General features: G+C 70.3%; 18 protein-coding genes. 11 read left to right on the forward strand and 7 right to left on the reverse strand.

Annotated features, from left to right (window positions below):
* Window positions 1-38: 38 nt before the first annotated feature.
* From ACFYTS_RS04155 to ACFYTS_RS04170, 4 genes are all read left to right on the forward strand, one after another.
* Window positions 39-854, forward strand: coding sequence for an SDR family NAD(P)-dependent oxidoreductase (locus ACFYTS_RS04155; protein ID WP_357279718.1), 816 nt, complete (start codon window positions 39-41; stop codon window positions 852-854).
* A gap of 257 nt (window positions 855-1111) precedes the next feature.
* Window positions 1112-2017 carry an LLM class F420-dependent oxidoreductase gene (locus tag ACFYTS_RS04160; protein ID WP_387301219.1) on the forward strand — a complete coding sequence of 302 codons (906 nt, stop codon included), beginning with the start codon at window positions 1112-1114 and terminating at the stop codon, window positions 2015-2017.
* Window positions 2014-2340: a hypothetical protein gene (locus tag ACFYTS_RS04165; RefSeq protein ID WP_387301221.1), complete on the forward strand. Its 327-nt coding sequence runs from the start codon at window positions 2014-2016 to the stop codon at window positions 2338-2340. Before ACFYTS_RS04160 ends, ACFYTS_RS04165 begins: the two co-directional genes overlap by 4 nt.
* Entirely contained in the window at window positions 2337-2936 is a 600-nt protein-coding gene (locus tag ACFYTS_RS04170) for a Dabb family protein (protein WP_387301223.1), read from the forward strand. The genes ACFYTS_RS04165 and ACFYTS_RS04170 overlap by 4 nt, the downstream gene beginning before the upstream one ends.
* On the opposite strand, the gene ACFYTS_RS04175 is transcribed toward ACFYTS_RS04170, so the two are convergent.
* The gene (locus ACFYTS_RS04175) at window positions 2937-4547 is read right to left on the reverse strand and encodes a FadD3 family acyl-CoA ligase (protein ID WP_387301225.1); all 1611 of its coding nucleotides are present in this window, start codon (window positions 4545-4547) and stop codon (window positions 2937-2939) included.
* A 311-nt stretch (window positions 4548-4858) separates the two neighbouring features.
* On the opposite strand from ACFYTS_RS04175, the gene ACFYTS_RS04180 reads away from it, so the two are divergent.
* Window positions 4859-7024 carry a pyruvate, phosphate dikinase gene (locus ACFYTS_RS04180; RefSeq protein WP_387301227.1) on the forward strand — a complete coding sequence of 722 codons (2166 nt, stop codon included), beginning with the start codon at window positions 4859-4861 and terminating at the stop codon, window positions 7022-7024.
* A 22-nt stretch (window positions 7025-7046) separates the two neighbouring features.
* Window positions 7047-7808, forward strand: coding sequence for a tyrosine-protein phosphatase (locus ACFYTS_RS04185; RefSeq protein ID WP_387301229.1), 762 nt, complete (start codon window positions 7047-7049; stop codon window positions 7806-7808).
* On the opposite strand, the gene ACFYTS_RS04190 is transcribed toward ACFYTS_RS04185, so the two are convergent.
* Window positions 7805-8902 carry a winged helix DNA-binding domain-containing protein gene (locus ACFYTS_RS04190; protein WP_387301231.1) on the reverse strand — a complete coding sequence of 366 codons (1098 nt, stop codon included), beginning with the start codon at window positions 8900-8902 and terminating at the stop codon, window positions 7805-7807. The two genes, ACFYTS_RS04185 and ACFYTS_RS04190, sit on opposite strands and share 4 nt — an antisense overlap.
* 55 nt (window positions 8903-8957) lie before the next feature.
* On the opposite strand from ACFYTS_RS04190, the gene ACFYTS_RS04195 reads away from it, so the two are divergent.
* The 4 genes from ACFYTS_RS04195 to ACFYTS_RS04210 all read left to right on the forward strand — a co-directional run bounded on the left by ACFYTS_RS04195 (window position 8958) and on the right by ACFYTS_RS04210 (window position 13497).
* Window positions 8958-9797 (forward strand): family 43 glycosylhydrolase, encoded by an 840-nt coding sequence (locus ACFYTS_RS04195; RefSeq protein ID WP_387301233.1) that lies wholly within the window; start codon window positions 8958-8960, stop codon window positions 9795-9797.
* 111 nt (window positions 9798-9908) lie between these two features.
* Window positions 9909-11327, forward strand: coding sequence for an L-fucose/L-arabinose isomerase family protein (locus ACFYTS_RS04200; protein ID WP_357279695.1), 1419 nt, complete (start codon window positions 9909-9911; stop codon window positions 11325-11327).
* A 1-nt stretch (window position 11328) separates the two neighbouring features.
* Entirely contained in the window at window positions 11329-12804 is a 1476-nt protein-coding gene (locus ACFYTS_RS04205; RefSeq protein ID WP_387301235.1) for an FGGY-family carbohydrate kinase, read from the forward strand.
* Between the two features lie 33 nt (window positions 12805-12837).
* Complete coding sequence (locus ACFYTS_RS04210) at window positions 12838-13497, forward strand: TMEM175 family protein (RefSeq protein ID WP_387301237.1); 660 nt, start codon at window positions 12838-12840, stop codon at window positions 13495-13497.
* A 4-nt stretch (window positions 13498-13501) separates the two neighbouring features.
* Here the strand turns inward: ACFYTS_RS04210 and ACFYTS_RS04215 are convergent, their stop codons facing one another.
* Both ACFYTS_RS04215 and ACFYTS_RS04220 read right to left on the reverse strand, forming a co-directional pair.
* Window positions 13502-14809, reverse strand: coding sequence for a bifunctional o-acetylhomoserine/o-acetylserine sulfhydrylase (locus ACFYTS_RS04215; protein ID WP_357279688.1), 1308 nt, complete (start codon window positions 14807-14809; stop codon window positions 13502-13504).
* Window positions 14810-14836: 27 nt separating this feature from the next.
* A complete protein-coding gene (locus ACFYTS_RS04220; protein ID WP_387301239.1) occupies window positions 14837-15352 on the reverse strand; it encodes an OsmC family protein in 516 nt (171 codons plus the stop codon).
* Window positions 15353-15520: 168 nt separating this feature from the next.
* On the opposite strand from ACFYTS_RS04220, the gene ACFYTS_RS04225 reads away from it, so the two are divergent.
* A complete protein-coding gene (locus ACFYTS_RS04225) occupies window positions 15521-15691 on the forward strand; it encodes a CopG family transcriptional regulator (protein WP_357279684.1) in 171 nt (56 codons plus the stop codon).
* Here ACFYTS_RS04225 and xylB read toward each other — a convergent pair.
* The 3 genes from xylB to ACFYTS_RS04240 form a co-directional block, all read right to left on the reverse strand.
* Window positions 15682-17070 (reverse strand): xylulokinase, encoded by a 1389-nt coding sequence (gene xylB / locus ACFYTS_RS04230; RefSeq protein ID WP_387301241.1) that lies wholly within the window; start codon window positions 17068-17070, stop codon window positions 15682-15684. The two genes, ACFYTS_RS04225 and xylB, sit on opposite strands and share 10 nt — an antisense overlap.
* 13 nt (window positions 17071-17083) lie before the next feature.
* Window positions 17084-18091, reverse strand: coding sequence for a zinc-dependent alcohol dehydrogenase family protein (locus tag ACFYTS_RS04235; protein WP_357279679.1), 1008 nt, complete (start codon window positions 18089-18091; stop codon window positions 17084-17086).
* A gap of 102 nt (window positions 18092-18193) precedes the next feature.
* Window positions 18194-19201, reverse strand: a complete 1008-nt coding sequence (locus ACFYTS_RS04240) for a glycoside hydrolase family 172 protein (protein WP_387301243.1) — start codon at window positions 19199-19201, stop codon at window positions 18194-18196.
* Window positions 19202-19218: the final 17 nt, after the last annotated feature.

The following is a 19218-nucleotide window of genomic DNA, read 5'->3' on the forward strand; positions in this document are numbered from 1 at the left end:
CGTCGAGAGTATTCGCGAAGCGAGACAAGGAAACACCCATGAAGGACTTCCACGGCAAAGTCGCTGTGATCACCGGTGCGGGCGCGGGCATCGGCCGGGCCCTGGCCCTCGAGCTCGCTCGCAACGGGGCGCAGCTGGCGCTGTCCGGCCGCAATTACGACAATGTCGCCGAGACCGTGGCGCTGTGCGAGAAGGCCGGCGCCAAGGCGCGGGCCTACAAGCTGGACGTGGCCGACCGCGCCGCCGTCTACGCGCACGCCGACGAGGTCGTCGCCGACTTCGGCAAGGTCAACATCGTCATCAACAACGCCGGTGTCTCGCTGACCGCCAATATCGAGGAAGTCTCCTGGGAAGACCTGGAGTGGATCTTCGGCATCAACTACTGGGGCACCCTGCACGGCGTGAAGGCGTTCCTGCCGCACGTGATCGCCTCCGGGGACGGTCATTTCGCCAATGTCTCCAGCATGTTCGGCCTGGTGGCCTGCCCGAGCCAGGGCGGCTACAGCTCGTCGAAGTACGCCATGCACGCGATCAGCGACGCGCTGCGCCAGGAAATGATCATCGCCGGTCACAACGTGGGTGTCTCGAGCGTCCACCCGGGCATGATCAAGACCGAGATCGCGTGGAAGGCACGGGCTGCCGCCAACCGCTCCCGCGACGACCTGGCCGCCAACTTCGACCGCCTGGCCCAGACCAGCCCGGAGGATTGTGCCAAGACCATCGTCAACGGCATCCGGAAGAACAAGCCGCTCATCCTGATCGGCAAGGACGCCAAGGCGATGAACGTCATGCGCCGACTGCTCGGCTCCGGCTACATGAAGCCGCTGACGGCCCAGATGCGCAAGGAAATCTGACCCAGCTCTCGGGAGCTCCCGTGCCCCGCTGCGTTCCGCCTGGGGCACGGATCGAGGGGACGAGGGTTGGTCAGTCCTGCCCGCCAGCCCCGCACCAGCCGGTGCGGGGCTAGCGCTCGTCGTCACCCAAATATGCTCTGACCTGCTGATATATCCGGTCTCAGTGAACGGGACCTCTCCGGATTGTGACGCCCGCAACAGCCACGATCGACGGGTGGCCCGAGGACGGGCCGGACCCGGAAGGACGGAGGCGTCCGATGCGCATCGGCATGCTCATGCCATATCTCGACGGCCTGGTGACCTCGGGCGGATTCCTGCGGGAGTTCGCGGCGGCGGCCGAGGAATGCGGGCTGGAATCGATCTGGACCGTGGAACACGTTGTGGTGGCCCAGGATTACGAGCCGCTGTACCCGTACTCGCCCGACGGCCGGATGCCGGGCGGCGGCGGTATCGGGGTGCCGATGACCGATCCGCTGGAGACTCTGGCGTTCGTGGCGGCGGCGTCGAGCACCGTGCAGCTGGGCACCGCCATGGTGGTGGCCCCGCTGCACAGTCCGGTGGTGCTGGCCAAGCGGGCGGCCACTCTGGACCGGATCTCGGACGGCCGCCTGCTGCTGGGACTCGGAATCGGCTGGCAGAAGGAGGAATACGCGGCGATCGGCGTGCCGTTCGAGGAACGCGGCACCCGCCTCGACGACTGCATCGGCGCCATGCGGGAACTGTGGACGCAGGCTCCGGCCACCTATCACGGCAAGCACGTGTCGTTCGACGATCAGTTCTGCCAGCCGCAGCCCGAGCGGTCGATCCCGATCGTGCTGGGCGGCAACAGCGCCCCGGCCGTGCGCCGGGCGGCGCGGGTCGGCGACGGCTGGTTCCCGTACACGATCTCCTCGCAGGATTTCGCGCGCGGCGCGGACACGATCCGAGAACTGTCCGCGGCGGCAGGACGTTCCGAGGATGCCGTCGAGATGACGATCTGGCCGGGCTCGTTCGACTTCGTGCGCGAGTTCGACGCCGAATACGTGCGCCCCTACGTCACCGCCGGTGCGAGCCGGATCGTGCTGACCCCGCCCATGTTCGGCCCGGAATCCCTGCTCAACGGCGTGGAAAACCTTGCGGCGTACGTGGATCGGTACCGCGACGACGTGGAGTCGAAGCTGTGAACCCCGCGACCCCCGTCCGCGTGTTCGACCGCGTCGTCCTGCCCGCCGATCGGGCCGAGGACTGGCTCACCCGATGGCGCGGCGACTATCTGCCCGGCGCCACCGCCCGCGGCCTGCGCGCCCCGCAGGTGCTGCGTGAGCACACCGGCGCGGATTCGGTGGCCGTGCAGATCATCTGGGAGCTGGCGGGCATCTACGACTTCTACGGCATGCGTGCGGCGGCAGCGGCCGATCCGGGCGTGGCGGCCTTCTGGTCCGACACCGACGCCGTCGCCCTGACCAGGGAGCGGCATGTCATGGCGGTGCAGGAGGCGCAGGCATGACCCGCTGGGTGATTCTCACCGCCCCGCCCGCCGAGGACGCCGACGGCCGGCTGGCCGCCTTCGCCTCGGCGGCGTCCGCGAATCCCGGTGTGGCGCACTGCTCGGCCGGGGTCGATCTGCCGGGCAGCGCGGGCGGCCTGGGCGCGCTGTGGGACCTGACCACCGAGTCGACGCCCAGCGCGGTCCTGCCGGGCCTGCCCGGTGACGCCGATCTGGTGCCGCTGGCCCCGGTGCACGCCCGCGTGGTCCGCCTCGACGCGCCCCGCCGGGTCAAGCGCACCCTGCTGCTCACCGTTCGGGAAGGCACGTCCCCGGACACGGTGTCGCGCTTCGAGTCCGACCTGATGGCCATGCCCGCCCACATCCCGGCCATCCGGTCCTGGTCGCTGAGCCGGGTCCCCGGCTATGCCCGCTGGACGCACGTCTGGGAACAGGAGTTCGCCGACCCCGACGGCCTCAATGGCGACTACCTGCTGCACCCGTATCACTGGACGCACGTCGACCGCTGGTTCGATGCCGAGATCCCGGGCTCCATCGTGGACCCGGCGATCGCCCACCTGTACCGCTGGGCCGACGGCCCGGTGCTGGGGAACTGATCAGTCCGGGTCGCGCAGGCGCTGTTTGAGCACCTTGCCGCCGGCATTGCGCGGGAGGTCGTCGGCGAAGACGATCTCCCGCGGCACCTTGTAGCCCGCCAGCCGCGCGCGGGACCACGCGATGAGGGAGGCGGGATCGGTGGCGGCCCCGGCGACGGGGACCACGTAGGCGCGACCCACCTCGCCGAGCCGTTCGTCGGGGATGCCGATCACGGCGACATCGCGGATATCGGGGTGCTGCAGCAGGACTCGTTCGATCTCGGCCGGGTAGGCGTTGAAGCCGCCGACGATGAACATGTCCTTGAGCCGGTCGGTGATGCGCAGGTAGCCGTCGGGGTCGAGGGTGCCGATGTCACCGGTGTGCAGGAAGCCGTCCGGGTCGACGGCGGCGGCGGTGGCCTCCGGATCGTCCAGGTAGCCGTGCATGACATTGGGGCCGCGGACGGTGACCTCGCCGGGTTCACCGGTTTCGGGGGGTTTGCCTTCCCGGTCCACGATGCGGATCTCACTGCCGGGCAGGGGTTTTCCGACGGTGTCGGCGGCCAGTTCGGCGGGGGAGTCGGGTGGGCAGATGGACACCACGCCGATCGATTCGGTGAGGCCGTAGGCGGTGAAGACGGCGGGAACGCGCAGGTCCTCGCGAATGCGGCGGACCAGTTCGGCGGGGATGGTGGAGCCGCCGGTGCCCGCCAGGCGTAGCGAGCCGAGCAGGTAGTCGTCGGGGCCGGCGGCGAGCAGGTCGGTGAAAAGCGTTGGCGGCCCGGCCAGGACGGTGATGCGTTCGCTCTCGATCAGATGGAGGGCGGCGGCCGCGTCGAAGCGCTCCATCGGCACCATGGTGGCGGTGCGTAGCAGACAGGCCAGGATGCCCGCCTTGTAGCCGAAGGTGTGCGAGAACGGGTTCGCCAGCAAATATCGGTCACGCGGGCGCAGGGTGACGACCTCGGACCACTGGGCGAAGACCTCGAGGGTCTGGCGGTGGGTGGCCAGCACGCCGCGGGGGGTGCCGGTGGTGCCGGAGGTGAACAGGATGTCGGAGATGGACTCCGGGTCGACGGCCGCGGTGCGTTCGATCGCGGACCGCGGTTCGATCACCGCGCCCGGGGCCAGGAACCCGGCCCACGAGCTGATGTCCCAGTCCGCCGCGCTCTCGCCGCGGGCGTCGTCGAGCAGGATGAGGTGCTCCAGATCCGGTAGCTCCAGACCGGATTCGGCGAGCATGGCCGGATAGTCCGCGCCCAGGAACTCCTGCACGGTGCACACGGCTCTGGCGTGGCTGCGGGCCAGCACCTCGGCGGTTTCCGGGCCGCGCAGCCGGGTGCTGATCGGCACCAGGGTGGCGCCCGCGCCGAGCATGCCGAGGGCGGTCACGATCCAGCGGACGCTGTTGGGAGCCCAGAGCCCGACCCGATCTCCCGCCTCCAACCCGGAGGCGATGGCGGCCCGGGTGACCGCCGCGGCCTCCTCGGCCAGCTCGGCGAACGTGAGCCGTCCGGCCGGTCCGGCAATGGCCACCGCCTCGGGATACCGCCGCGCCCGATCGGCCACCAGCGCCGGAATGGTCGCCACACTTCCGACCGCGGAGATGCCGCCCGAGTGCCGCCGATCCATCCGCCCATCCTGCCCCAGCCCCCTCGCCCGATCGCCTCATTTCGCCGTGCCATCCCGGTGACCGGGCGTGCCGTGTCGGACGGCCCTCCGCGTCGCTCCGGGCGGGTTCGGGTGATCCTCTGCGCGAGTGGCGTGTGAGGCGCTGTGGCGTACCCATTCCGGTCATCGGGATGGGACTTGGGGGTGCGGGGCGTCACACGGCACCCTCGTTGTAGTGGAACCGTCGGGGGGACGGGATATTGCCCGGCAGGCCGCTCGAGCAGCGGCGGAGCGCTGGAGTGCGAATGAATCCAGAATCTCGAAGGAGTGACATGACGGCCGGAACGGAGCTTGCGCAGCGCCAGGACCTCGCGGCGGGCGCGACCACCGTTGTCGAACTCGACGGCGCGTGCGGCTTGTCGCGGGACAAGATCGGCGGCAAGGCGTGGAGCATCGATCACATGCGGGCGCTCGGGCTGCCGGTGCCGCCCGCGTTCGTGATCACCACCGACGGCTGGGCCGACTACACCACCCGCGGCGCCATCGCCGAGGAGATCTGGGCGCAGGTGCTCGAGGGCATCGCCATGATCGAGCGCGGCACCGGCCGCCGCTTCGGGTCGGCGGACCGCCCGCTGCTGGTGTCGGTGCGTTCGGGCGCGGCGATCTCCATGCCCGGCATGATGGACACCGTCCTCAACCTGGGCATGACCGACGCGGTGCAGCAGGCGCTGGCCGCCGAGACCCGCAACCCCGGCTACGCGGACGACACTCGCTCCCGCTTCGTGCACCAGTACCGCGAGACCGTGCTCGGTGACGCGAACGGCGTCGTCCCCGCCGACCCGTGGGATCAGCTGCGCGGCGCCATCGAGGCCGTGTTCCGGTCCTGGGATTCCCCGCGCGCCAAGACCTATCGCGCCCACCGCGGCCTGGCCGACACCATGGGCACCGCGGTCACCGTGCAGGCCATGGTGTTCGGCAACCTCGACGAATCGTCCGGCACCGGCGTGCTTTTCAGCCGCAACCCCAACACCGGCGACACCCCCGTCTACGGCGAGTGGCTGGTCGGAGGGCAGGGCGAGGACGTGGTGTCCGGCCGCCTGACCCCGCGCCCGCTCGACGATCTGGCCGTCTCGCAGCCCGCCGTGCACGAGCGGCTCATCGCCGCCGCCCAGCTGCTCGAGCGCGACGGCCGCGACCTGCAGGACATCGAGTTCACCGTCGAGTCCGGCACCCTGTGGCTGCTGCAGTCGCGTCCGGCCAAGCGATCGGCCCGCGCCGCGGTGCGCACCGCCGTCGCCATGGTCGAAGAGGGCCTGATCAGCGCCGACGAGGCCCTGGACCGGGTGACCCCCGATCAGGTGCGCGAGGTGCTGCGCCCCGCCTCCGGTGACACCGGCGGCCAGGAGCCCCTGGCCCGCGGCGAATCCGCCTGCCCCGGACTGGCTTCCGGCGTGGTCGTGACCGATCCCGACGAGGCCGAAGCCCGCGCCGAGGCCGGCGAGGACGTCATCCTGGTCCGTCCCACCACCAGCCCCGACGACCTGCACGGCATGATCGCCGCGCGCGCCATCGTCACCGAACTGGGCGGCACCACCTCGCATGCCGCGCTGGTGAGCCGCGAACTGGGCCGCCCGTGCGTGGTCGGCTGCGGTCCGGGTGTGGTGGCCGCGCTGACCGGCAAGACGGTCACCGTCGACGGCGGCGCCGGTCTGGTGCTGCCCGGCGAGGTCGTCGCCAAGCCGGTCGAGCAGTCCGTGCTCGACGACGTGCGCCAGCTCGCCCAGTGGGCGGGCGTGGACGGCGAGCAGCTGGCCGAGCGCCTGGAAAACCGTTCCGCCTCGAGCGAGAACGCCGAGCAGGAGGAAGTGACCGCCGTGAACGCTCCCGTCACCGAACTGGCCGTGCTGCGGCTGGTCGGCATCAAGGGCCGGGTGAACGCCGACAACCTGGCGCTGAGCCTGTTCGCCGACACTGCCGAGATCGCCTCCCGCTGTGCGGATCTGGTGACCGCGGGCTACTGCGCCACCACGCCGGCCGGTTTCCGCATCACCCCGGAGGGCCGCCCGCGCCTGGAGCAGTTGCTCGCCGAGGAGCGCGGCACCGTCGACGCGGCCGCCATGACCGCCGCCTACGACGAGTTCTGCGTCTTCAACGCCGATTTGAAGGTCATCATCACCGACTGGCAGATGAAGGACCCGGCCACGGTCAACGATCACGCCGACGCCGACTACGACGCCTCGGTGCTGGCCCGCCTCGACGGGACCCACCAGACGCTGCGTCCGCTGATCGCCCGCCTGGGTGGCCTGGCCCCGCGCCTGTCCCGCTACCTGGATCGACTGGACCGCGCCGTCGAGCGCATCGGCGAGGGCGACCACACCTACGTGGCGCGTCCGATCATGGACAGCTACCACACCGTGTGGTTCGAGCTGCACGAAGACCTGATCGGTCTGTGCGGCCTGACCCGCGCCGAAGAGGCGGCGGCCGGCCGTGCCCACTGAGCCCGTAGCTACCGACGCGCCCATGACCACCGACGCCGTGACCGGCCGCTGGATCGACTTCGCCCAGATCGACAATGTCCGTGACCTGGGCGGCCTGCCGGTCGCCGGCGGCGGCACCACCCGCTTCGGCATCGTGCTGCGTTCGTCCACCCTGCAGCAGGCCACCTCCGGCGATCTGTCGCAGCTGGTCGACACGCTGGGCCTGCGCACGGTCATCGACCTGCGCCTGCCCGACGAGGTGGAGCGCGAGGGCTACGGCCTGATCGGCGATTCCGCAGTGCACATCGCGAACCTGCCGATTCGCAAGTCGCCCCAGTCCTCCTTGGCCGCACGGGATCTCGTCCCCGACAAGACCCGCGTCGACCTGACCGAGCTCTACGGTCAGCTGCTCGGCGGCAGCGGCGAGCACATCGTCGAGTCGGTGCGCCTCATCATCGACCCGGCCCGCCACTCGGTGCTGTTCCATTGCGCCGCGGGCAAGGACCGCACCGGCGTGCTGGCCGCGGTCCTGCTGGACGCGGTCGGCGTTCCCGCCGAGGCGATCGCCCACGACTACGCCCTCACCAACGAGCGCATCCAGAAGGTCCGCGACCGTCTCGACGCCCTCCCCTCGTATGAGGGCCTGCCGCAGACGAACACCGGCATCCTCGCGGTCTCCCCGGAGGTCATGCTCGGCTTCCTGGCGAACCTGCACGCCGAGCACGGCGGTGCGGCCGCGTGGCTGCTCGCCAACGGCCTCACCGAGTCCGAGCTCGAGCGCCTGCGCGAGGTCCTGGTCGCCTAGGCGGCCCGCTTCTCGAACACCACGTCGCCGCCCTCGCCCGGGGTGATGAACGGCAGCAGCCGTTCCGCCTCGGCGCGCAGGGCGGCTTCGTCGTTCGCGGCCAGTGCGTGCCACGGCGTGATCCGGATGGTCGCCCCGGCCACATCCCAACGGCCGTGCACGAATCCGTCGATCAAGTACATCGGCACACCGCCCGACGCGATCTTCGCGATCCGGGTGCGATCCGCGTCGCGGATGATCCGCCGCCGGTCCCGATGCCCGAGACAGGAATTGTCGAACGCGGGCAGAAACCGTACCGGCGCAGGCGAATCCGCCTCCGCGATCGGAGCGTCCGGCACGTCGAAGAGCTCGCGACCCGCATCATCCCGGAACACCCGGAGCTCGCCCCGCATCCCCTCGACCACCTCCGCGAGCTTCGTCACCCCCGCGAACTCCTGGATATCGCCCACGGTCGCCGGACCATAGGCCGCCAGATAGCGCCGGACCAGAGTCCGCGGCTCCGGTCCCTCCGCCAGCGGCCCGCCCACGACCTGCTCGGCCAGCGACACCGACACCGACCGTCCACGCCACGCGCCCCACGCTCCCGCGCCGGGGTGATGCACCAGGGGCTGGACGACGCCGAGACCGTGGACCAGGTCGCGTGCCCCGCGTCCGGGGAACCGCTCCGACAGCAGCTTCCCCAGATCCCGCCGGGAAACGGCCCTGCCGTCCAGCAATTCCCTTCCGGCCGCGCCGAATTCGGCGATGTCGAGACCGTCCATCGCATCGCGCAGGTAGATCGAGCGCAATGTCGGCTCGACAGCGGGCCGCACGGTCGGATACAGCCACCGGTAGTCCTGGGCGTCGGTCAGATGCACGGTGCGCCTGATCGAGGTGGCGCGCACCACGGTTCGCTCCTCCAGCAGCGCCGACAGCTCCTCGTGCCGGAATTCGCTGAGCCGCGACCACAACCCCACATACGGCCAGTTCGGCTCCTGCCCCTGCACCGCGACGAGGTGCCGGATCAGGTCGGCGACGGGCATCGCGGTTCGTTCGTGCAACCGCTGACGCAGCAGCAGGGTGCGGTTTAGGGTTCGCAGCGAGAGTTCCGGCATGAATCCAGTGTCGAAGACGACTAGGACAGTTCTTGTCCTAGATGGAGGACGGGTCATGGGCGCGGTGCGGGCGGGGGAGTTCCGGCACATCTATGACCCGAGCGAGGCCGGTCAGCGGTGGTACATCAACGATCATTCGCTGATCAGGGATGCGCGGGGGCGGTGGCATCTGTTCGGGATCACGCATCCGGAACCGGCCGATCCCTTCGACGAGACCGAGTTCGCGCACGCCATCGCGGACGATCCGCTCGGGCCGTGGACCAAGCATCCGTCGGTGCTGGAGGTGGACCGGGAGCGGGGAGAGCGGCATCTGTGGGCGCCGTTCGTCGTCCACGCCGGGGACCGGTACTGGATGTTCTACGACGGCGGCGGAATCGACCGCACCGCAACGGGTATGGGGTTGGCCACCTCCACCGACCTGTTCCGCTGGCGGCGGCATCCGGGGAGTCCGGTGTTCCGGGACGGCTACGACGCGCGGGACCCCATGGTGCTGCGGATCGGCGACGAGTGGGTCATGTACTACTGCGCCACCAGTGCTCCCGCCGGTGGGAATCATGTCGTCGCCTATCGGACCAGCCCGGACCTGGTGCGGTGGAGCGAGCGCCGCATCGCCTACATCGATCCGGCGACCGGGACCGGCGCGGGCAATACGGAGTCGCCGTTCGTGGTGCGGCACGGGGACGCGTGGTACCTGTTGATCGGTCCGCGCCCGGACTACGTCGGCACCGAGATCTTTCGCAGCGACAATCCCTTTCACTTCGACACGTCCGACCGCGTGGGACATATCCGGGCCCACGCCGCCGAGGTGATCACCCATGACGGCGGCCTGTGGGTGACGCATGCCGGGTGGGGACAGGGTGGAGTCGCGCTGGCGCCCTTGATCTTCCCGGGCTGACCCGAAAATCCGATTTCGGGCGTGGCGGGCGGTCTGAACTGGGATTCTGGACGGTGAGTCGAGAGTCCCACCCAGTGCTGACGATCAGAACGTTGCGGGGAGGCAGGCACCATGGCCCGAATCGGCGTGATCAGTCTTTCCGACGGCCGCGATTATGTGCACGGCGGCATCGTCGGATTCATCAAGACGACGGAAGATCGGCTGGTGGCAGAGCTGACCGCGGCCGGACACACCGTGATTCGAGGCCGGGAACCGGTCGCGAGCAATGACCGGGCGGTCGAGGTCGCCCGGCGGGTGGAGGCCGCCGGGGTGGATCTGACCGTGCTGCACTACGCGGTGTGGGCGTTCCCGCACTTCACCATGCTGGCGGCGGGCGCGCTGCGGGGGCCGCTGCTGCTGTTGTCGAACATCGACCCGGTGCAGCCGGGCATGGTGGGGATGCTGGCCGCGGGCGGGGCCCTCGATCAGATCGGGCGCGAGCACGCCCGGCTGTGGGGCGACCCGGCCGATCCGGAGCTGATCGCGGCGATCGGGGTGCGGGCGCGGGCCGCGGCGGCGGTCGCGGGCTTGCGCGGCAGCACCTTCGGGCGGTTCGGCGGGCGGCCCATGGGGATGAACACGGCGGTGGCCAATACCGATCAATGGCAGCGGGTGTTCGGGATCGACGTGGAGGAGATCGACCAGTGGGAGATCGTGCGCCGCGCCGACCAGGCCGACGCCGGCGAGGCGCGGGCGGCGCGAGAATGGCTGGAGCGCAATGCCGCCGGGGTGCACTACGACGGGGTCAAACTGACGCCGGACCTGCTGGAGCGGCAGCTGCGCTCGTACCTGGCGGTGCGGGACCTGATCGCGGAATGGCGGCTGGACTTCTCCGGTATCAAGGGCCAGCCGGAACTGACCCAGTCCTTCGCCACCATGGACATCACCGAGGCCTTCCTCAACGACCCCTATGACTGGAACGGGCCCAAACAGCCGCACGTCTGCGCCACCGAGGCCGATATGGACGGCGCGCTCACCATGCAGCTGCTCAAGCAGATCTCCGGCACCCCGGTGCTCTTCGCCGACGTCCGCCACTATCACGCCGACCGCGACATCTGGGATCTGTGCAATTCCGGCCAGCACGCCACCTGGTACGCGGCCCGCAGTGACGACCCGGCCGAGAACCTGGCCCGGGTGCACCTGTACCCGGAGGTGTTCTTCTTCCCGGCGGGCGGCGCGTCGGTACACCACCTGGCCGCGCCGGGCGAGATGACCTTCGCCCGCCTCACCCGCCGCGACGGCGACTACCGCATGCAACTCATGCTCGGCGCGTTCGAGACCTACGACGACGCCACCAACGAATCATTGATGAAGCAGTCCACCTGGGAGTGGCCGCACGCCTTCGCCCGCCTGGACGCCGACGCCGGGGACTTCCTCTCCCGCTTCGGCGCCAACCACATTCACGCCGTCCCCGGTGATCAGCGCGCCACCGTGCGCGCGGCCTGCGAGCTGCTGGGCGTCACCCTCGACGAATTCACCCGGGCGGGCTGACATGCTCCTCGGCATCGATATCGGCACCTCCGGATCCAAGGGCGTCCTCACCGACCGGGACGGCGTGGTCGCCGCGCGCGCCGAACGACCGCACCGGGTGTCGACGCCCCGGCCGGGCTGGGTGGAGCACGACGCGGAGACGGTGTGGTGGGCCGACTTCGTGGGCATCGCCCGCGACCTGGTGGCGGCCGCGGACGGCGAACCCATCGAGGCGCTCGCGGTGAGCGGCATCGGCCCGTGCCTGCTGCCCGCCGACGCGGACGGCCGTCCGCTGCGGCCCGCCATCCTGTACGGGGTCGACACCCGCGCGGGCGTCGAAATCGAGGAGCTGGACGCGGAATTGGGGCCGCTGACCGTGCTGGAGCGGTGCGGGTCGCCGCTCACCAGTCAGGCCGTCGGCCCGAAACTGCGCTGGCTCATCCGGCACGAGCCGCGGGTGTGGTCCGCCACCCGGATGCTGTTGATGGCCGGCTCGTTTCTCGTGTACCGCCTGACCGGCCGCTACGTCCTCGACCACCAGTCCGCCAGCCAGTGCGTCCCCATGTACGACCTGATGGCCCGCGACTGGGCCACCGACTGGGCCGAATCGGTCGCCCCCGGCCTGCGTCTGCCCGAATTGGCCTGGCCCACCGAGATTGTCGGCCGCGTCACCCCCGAGGCGGCGGCCGCGACCGGGCTGCCCGTGGGGCTTCCGGTCACCACCGGCACCATCGACGCCTGGGCCGAGGCGGCCGGGATCGGTGTCCGCGCCCCCGGCGACTGCATGATCATGTACGGCACCACCATGTTCCTCACCCAGGTGCTCGCCGACCCGCGTCCGCAGCCGGGGCTGTGGACCACCTGCGGAACCTGGCCCGGCACCTACACCTCCGCCGCCGGGATGGCGACCTCCGGCGCGGTCACCGACTGGCTGCGGGCCCTCACCGGCAGCGACTTCGCCGAACTGCTCGACGAGGCGGCCCATGTCCCGCCGGGCTCCCGCGGCCTGCTGGTGCTGCCCTACTTCGCGGGCGAACGCACCCCGCTGTTCGACCCGGACGCCCGCGGCCTGATCGCGGGCCTCACCCTCACCCACCAGCGCGCCGACCTCTACCGCGCCGTCCTGGAGGGCATCGGCTACGGGGTCCGCCACAATCTGGAGGCGATGGCCGCGGCCGGCGCCGCCGCGACCCGCCTGGTCGCGGTCGGCGGCGGCACCAAGGGGGGCCTGTGGACCCGCATCGTCTCCGACATCACCGGTCTGCCGCAACAGCTTCCGGCCGACACCGTCGGCGCGGCCCTCGGCGACGCGCTGCTCGCCGCCGAGGCCCTGGGCCTGGACACCTCGGCCTGGAATCCGATCATCGGCACGATCGAACCGGATCCCGACACCACCGCGCACTACGGCCCGTACTACCGCCACTACCGATCCCTGTACGAGACAACGAAAGCCACCGCTCACTTCCTCGCCCGGGAGCAACACCGCGCCGCGCCCTGATCTCGGCTAGGGTCCGACACGGAGGTGGGGCGGATGGCCAGATATCACCGCATCGCGGCACAGGACCTGGGTCGGCTGGGCGCGCTCAGCGACGGAATCTTCGCTGTGGCAATGACTTTGCTCGTGCTGGAACTGCACGTCCCCGCGAGCGAGACCTGGCGTCAGCGCGCCCTGTGGACCTCCGGCGCGGCCGCCGACGAGGAGCCGGTCTGGCACGCCCTCACCCACGTCGGCCCCCAATTCCTCATCTGCTTCCTGGGTTTCCTCACCCTGGGCATGTTCTGGATCGGCCAGCAGACCCAGCTCGGCCTGATGGATCGTGCGGACCGCACGCTGACCTGGATCCATCTGATGTTCCTGTTCGGCGTCTGCATGGTGCCCTTCGCGACCGCCCTGCTGGCCGCGTTCCCGCAATCGCGCCTGGCGCTGCTGGTCTACTGGGCCGATCTGCTGTACCTGGGACTCGCGCAGCTCGCCGCCCTGCGCTACGCCCGCCGCGCCGGCCTGCTCACCGCCGACGCCGCCCCCGAGGACCTGACGGCCATCCGCCGCCGCATCGGAATCGTGCAATTCCTGTACGCGGCGGCGGTGGCTTTGTGCCCGATCAACACCTATCTCAGCATCGGCCTGATCATCGCCCTGCAGGTGAATTCGGCTGTGTCCCCGCGGATCCGGCCGCTCGACCGCTTCTGATCGGCTAGGCGGTCGCGGCGAATCCGGCGCGCAGATCGGCGAGGATGTCGTCGATGCCCTCGATTCCGACGGCCAGGCGGATCAGGCCCGGCGTGACACCCGCCGCCAGCTGCTGCTCCGGGGTCAGCTGCGAATGCGTGGTCGAGGCCGGGTGGATGACCAGCGAGCGCACGTCACCGATATTGGCGACATGGCTGTGCAGGGTGAGGGCGTCCACGAAACGCTTGCCCGCGTCCACGCCGCCCGCCAGCTCGAACCCGATGATCGCGCCGACACCCTTGGGAGCCAGCTGCTTTCCGCGCTCGTACCACGGCGAGGAGGGCAGGCCCGCGTAGGAGACGGCCGTGACTTCGGGACGTCCGGTGAGGAACTCGGCCACCGCGGTCGCATTGGCCACGTGCCGCTCGAGGCGCAGGCTCAGCGTCTCCAGCCCCTGGCTGATGAGGAAGGCGTTGAACGGCGAGATCGCCGAACCCAGATCGCGCAGCAGCTGCACCCGCGCCTTGAGCGCGTAGGCGGGCGCGCCGAGGTCGGCGTAGACGACGCCGTGGTAGCTGGGATCCGGTTCGGTGAAGCCCGCGAATCGTCCACCGCGCCAGTCGAAGGTGCCGCCGTCCACGATCACGCCCGCGACGGCCGCACCGTGCCCGCCCAGATACTTGGTCGCCGAGTGCACGACGATGTCCGCGCCGTGCGCGAACGGCTGGATGAGGTACGGGGTGGCGACGGTGTTGTCGACGATGAGCGGAATCCCCGACCCGTGCGCGACCTCCGCGATCCCGGGGATGTCGAGAAGGTGGTTCTGCGGATTGGACACCGTCTCGCCGAAGAACGCCTTGGTGTTCGGCCGGATCGCCGCCCGCCACTGCTCGAGATCGTCCGGATCCTCGACGAAGCTCACCTCGATGCCCAGCTTCGGCAGGGTGTACCGGAACAGGTTGTAGGTGCCGCCGTACAGCCGCGGGCTCGACACGATGTGATCCCCGGCCCCCGCCAGGTTCAGGATCGCGAAGGTCTCCGCCGCCTGCCCCGAGGCCAGCAGCAGCGCCGCCACGCCACCCTCGAGCGCGGCGATGCGCTGTTCCACCGCGTCCTGGGTGGGGTTCATGATGCGGGTGTAGATATTGCCCGGCTCGGCGAGCCCGAACAGCGCGGCGGCGTGGTCGGTGTCGCGGAACGCGTAGGAGGTGGTCTGGTAGATCGGCAGGGCGCGCGCGCCGGTCGCGGCGTCGGGCGCCTGCCCCGCGTGGATCTGCTTGGTCTCGAAACTCCAGGTGGCGGTGGGGTCTTCGGGCAGGGCGGCGTCGGTCATCGGGGGCCTCCGGTGGATGGGTTGTGGTTACTGGGCGATGAGGGTGGTCTCGACCGGGGTGCGGCCGGTGGTGAGGTCCAGGACGGGGCAGTGCTCGTCGACGGCGCGTTGCAGTTCGGCGTAGCGTTCGGCCGATTCCGGGCCGCTGACCCGCACCGTGACGCGCACCGCCTGGAATCCCGGGCGCACCGTGTCGTCGAGTCCGAAGAAGCCGCGCACGTCGAGATCACCCTCGGCTTCGATGGCCAGGTCGTCGATGGTGACGCCGAGGCGCTGGGCCCAGAATCGGTAGGTCACCACCTGGCAGGAGATCAGCGAGGCCAGATACACCTCCACCGGGTTGGGCGCGGATCCCTCGCCGCCCAGCGCGGGCGGCTCGTCCACCTGAACCGTATACCGGCCCAGCGCGATCGCGCTGCCCACGGTGCCCTCCGGCGTGCCCGCGGCGCGGAAGACCACGGTGGCCTGGGCGGGGTCCGCGGCCACCGCGCGGCCGGTCGCCTCGACGATATCGTTCAAAGGGGTGCTCAGCTCGGTCGTCATACCGCGTGAAGCTACGACTCAGCGACCGGTGCTGACGATGGTTGAACTCGCCGTGAGCGCAATAGCCGGTAGGTATCCCGGGCCTCGGCTACCTGTTCGTCATGTGATGGTTGCCAACTGGACGGTCGTTCGGCAGACACGGTGACACCGGGGTGATATGAATTCGCGGTGGCATGGACTTTGCGGCTCAGCGAGGACGAAGAAGCTGCGCTGGGTGCGCAGGCGGCGATGGAAGGGCGATCCAAACAGGAGATCGCCCGTGACGCCATCCGGAACTACATCACGCGGCACAAGACATGGGATGACTACCTGTCGGACGGACCGGTCGTCTACGGGTAGTACGCGTCTCTGATCTCGGTATAGCGCTGGCGGATGGCGGCGCCGACTCCCGCTGCCAGGGTGTGGAATTCGGTGCCCGGCGGGGTGGGCCAGCGGGGTGGGCGGGGACCGCCGCGCAGCGCCCAGGTGGCTTGGCGGGCGGCGCCCAGGGCGACGTACTCGCTCGGGTTGGGGACCGTGACGGTGCGGCCGAAGATGGTCGCGGCCGCGTGCGCGATGAGGCGGGAGCGGGATGCGCCGCCGATCAACAGGATTCGGTTCGGGACCGTCGGCAGGCGGTCCAGGGCCTCGGCGATATTGCAGAGCATGCCCTCGATGGCGGCGCGGGCCAGGTGGTGCGGCCGCATGGTGTGCGGACGCAGGCCGTGCAGGCTGCCGGTGGCGTGCGGCAGATTCGGGGTGCGCTCGCCCGCGATATAGGGCAGCAGCGTGAGACCGTCCGCGCCCGCGGGGGATTGCGCGGCCAGCACTTCCAGCCCGGACACGTCGGTGCCGAGCAGGACCGCCGTCGCGTCCAGGACCCGGGCGGCATTGAGCGTGCAGACCAGCGGCAGGAACGCGCCGGTGGCGTCGGCGAATCCGTTGACCGCCCCGGAGGGATCGGCGCTGGGCGACGCGGCCCGGGTGAACACGGTCCCGCTGGTGCCCAGCGACACCACCACGTCCCCGTCCGCGATGCCCAATCCGAGCGCCGCGGCCGCGTTGTCGCCGGTGCCCGCGGCCACCAGCCGCCCGCCCGGCGTGTGCCCGGCGATCTCGGCGGGCGCGAGCACCCGGGGCAATGCGGGACTGCGGCCGCGGAAGGCCATGGCCAGCAGGTCGGTCCGGTAGGCGCCGGCGGCCGGGGACCAGTACCCGGTGCCGGAGGCGTCGCCGCGATCGGTGGTGGGCTCGGTCGCCGGATCGCCGCCGCGCAGCCGCCAGGTCAGGTAGTCGTGGGGGAGCAGCACCCGGACCGTCCGGTCGGCCAGTTCGGGTTCGTGGTCGGCGAACCAGCGCAGCTTGGCCACGGTGTGCGCGGCCAGCGGCACACTGCCCACCGCGTCCGCCCACGCCTGCGGCCCGCCCAGCTCGCCCACCAGCTGACTGGCCGCCTCCGCCGAGCGAGTGTCGTTCCACAGCAGCGCGTCCCGCACCGGATGCCCGGCGGCGTCGAGCGCCACCAGCCCGTGCTGCTGCCCGGCCACCGCGATGGCCTCGACATCGCGCATCATGCGGTCACAGGCCGCGCGCAGCGCCTCCCACCACATGGCCGGCGGCACCTCGGTGCCGTCGTGGTGCGGAATCTGGCGCTGCCGCAACACCGTTCCGGTGTCGGCGTCGCACACCACGATCTTGCAGGACTGAGTGGAGGAATCCACTCCGGCAACGACCGCCATTGGCCACCACCCTCTATCGTGCCGCCCGTCCGGGATGCAGCTGGATCTTGCGTCCGGTGCCCGCGCGGAAGGTCCGCAGGGCATCGCCGAATTCCTCGAGGGCGAAATCATGGGTGATCACGGTGTCCGCGTCGATCACGCCCTCGCCGAGCAGGTCCACCGCCCGGCCGAAACTGTGCAATACCGCCATGGATCCGACGATGGTGATCTCGTCGTTGTAGATCCGGAACGGCGAGACGCTGGCCCGCGCCGCCGCCGGGGCCACCCCGAACTGCAGATAGGTGCCGCCGCGCCGTACCCGCGCGAGCCCGTCCTCGATCGCGGCCACCGTTCCGCTGCAATCGATCACGATCTCCCAGCCCTCGGGCCGATCCATGTCGTCGGCCGACACGCCGGCCGCGTCCGCGCCCAGGGTGCGGGCGACGGCCAGCCGGTCGGCATTGATGTCCACCATCGACACCGAGGCCGCGCCCGCCGCCGCGGCCAGTTGCTGCATGAGCAGCCCCATGGTGCCCGCTCCGTAGATCAGGTAGTGCGAGCCGAGCCGCCGTGGCAGCCCGTCGAATCCGTGCACCGCGCACGAGAGCGGTTCCACCAGCGCGCCGTGCGCGGGCGACACGTGCCCGGGCAGCCGATAACAGTTGGCGGCGGGCACTTTCACGTACTCGGCCATGGCGCCGTCCACGGTGTCGCCGATGGCGCCCCAGTTCTCGCACAGATTCCCGCGCCCGATCGCGCAATAGTGGCAGCGGCCGCAGAACAACGACGGATCCACCGCCACCCGATCGCCGATCCGCACCCCGGCCGCGTCCGCGCCGAGCGCCACCACTTCCCCGGCGAATTCGTGTCCGGGCACGATGGGATAGGGGGTGGGCGGGAATTCGCCCTCGACGATATGGATATCCGTCCCGCATATCCCGACAGCGTCCACCCGGATCACGACCTCACCGGTGCCGGGTAGCGGATCCGGCACCGATTCGACCGAGAACTGTCCGGGCTTCTCGACGACTAAGGCGCGCATAGCAATACCATGCACCCGCGTGCCACGCGCCCGACGCGTTTTACGCAATAGCAATCGCATTCTTTCTGCTGTCCCACAATCGTTACGGCAGATGCGGGGGGATCAAGGGAGCGATTGATACCAGAAGGCGGTGGATGCCACATGGGCTCGGTCCAGCGGTAGGTAGTGGCCGTCTTCGCGCCAGCCCAGCGCCTGCACGGTGGCGCGCAACCCGGACTCGAAACAGATGGGGTCGGGAATGTGCCAGCGGTACATGCCGAATCGCTGGTGCGGCTCGTAGATTCGATGCGGCGGCAGCACCTGCGGCATGCCCAGATAGGCGGTGGAGTAGGGGCGATATGCGCCGTCCAGGTCGAAATTCCAGGCCCCGCCGAAATAGTCCTCGGTCCCGGTGCCGCAGAGGGTGGGGAATTCGGTGTCGTCGTCGAGATAGAACTTGAGCTCGCCCTCGCCCCACCAGCCGGTCGCGCGCGGCTGCAGAGCCAGATACGTTCCGGCATACCGGCCGGGGCCGCCGTCGATCTCGATGATCGGATGTTCCGCGGGCGTGCCCAGCGGATCGGAGCAGCGCCACCGGGTGTGCAGATACCCGGCGGCGCCCGGTAAGTCCTCTTCCAGATAGGTGATCTGGTAGTACACGGGCGTGGCCTGTTCGGACCCGTTGTGCAGGGTGATCAGCGCACGGGAGTGGAACGGCATGGGCCAGTAGCTGTTCAGACCGCCCGCGGGCGCGACCACGATCATGGCGGAGTCGACGAGTGCCAGCTGATCCCAGCCGTTGCAGAAGAAGTCGCCCAGCGGCACCGCGACGGCCGGTTCCGGTGCGTCGTCCCAGTACATCTGGAGCGTGAAATCGCGCAGCAGCGCGCGATCGGTGGTGAGCCACAGGTGCCGGATCACGCCGGGCCCGGAAAGGTCGGCGAGCGTGGCGGTTTCGCCGGGCCGCAGGTCGATGGACGGCGAGACCTTCCAGCCCCGCCCCAGCCCCGCCGCCGCGAACGCGCCGGTCCCGGAGATGGCTCGCCCGCCCCCACCGGGCTCACCGGTCGGGTTCTCCGCGCTCACCGAGCGGGTGCGCCGCCCGTCCAGCTGCCAGATCTCGTGCACCATGCGTATTTTCGCATGTA

The organism is Nocardia sp. NPDC004151, assembly GCF_042874235.1.
In the GTDB taxonomy this organism is placed as follows: Bacteria; Actinomycetota; Actinomycetes; order Mycobacteriales; family Mycobacteriaceae; genus Nocardia.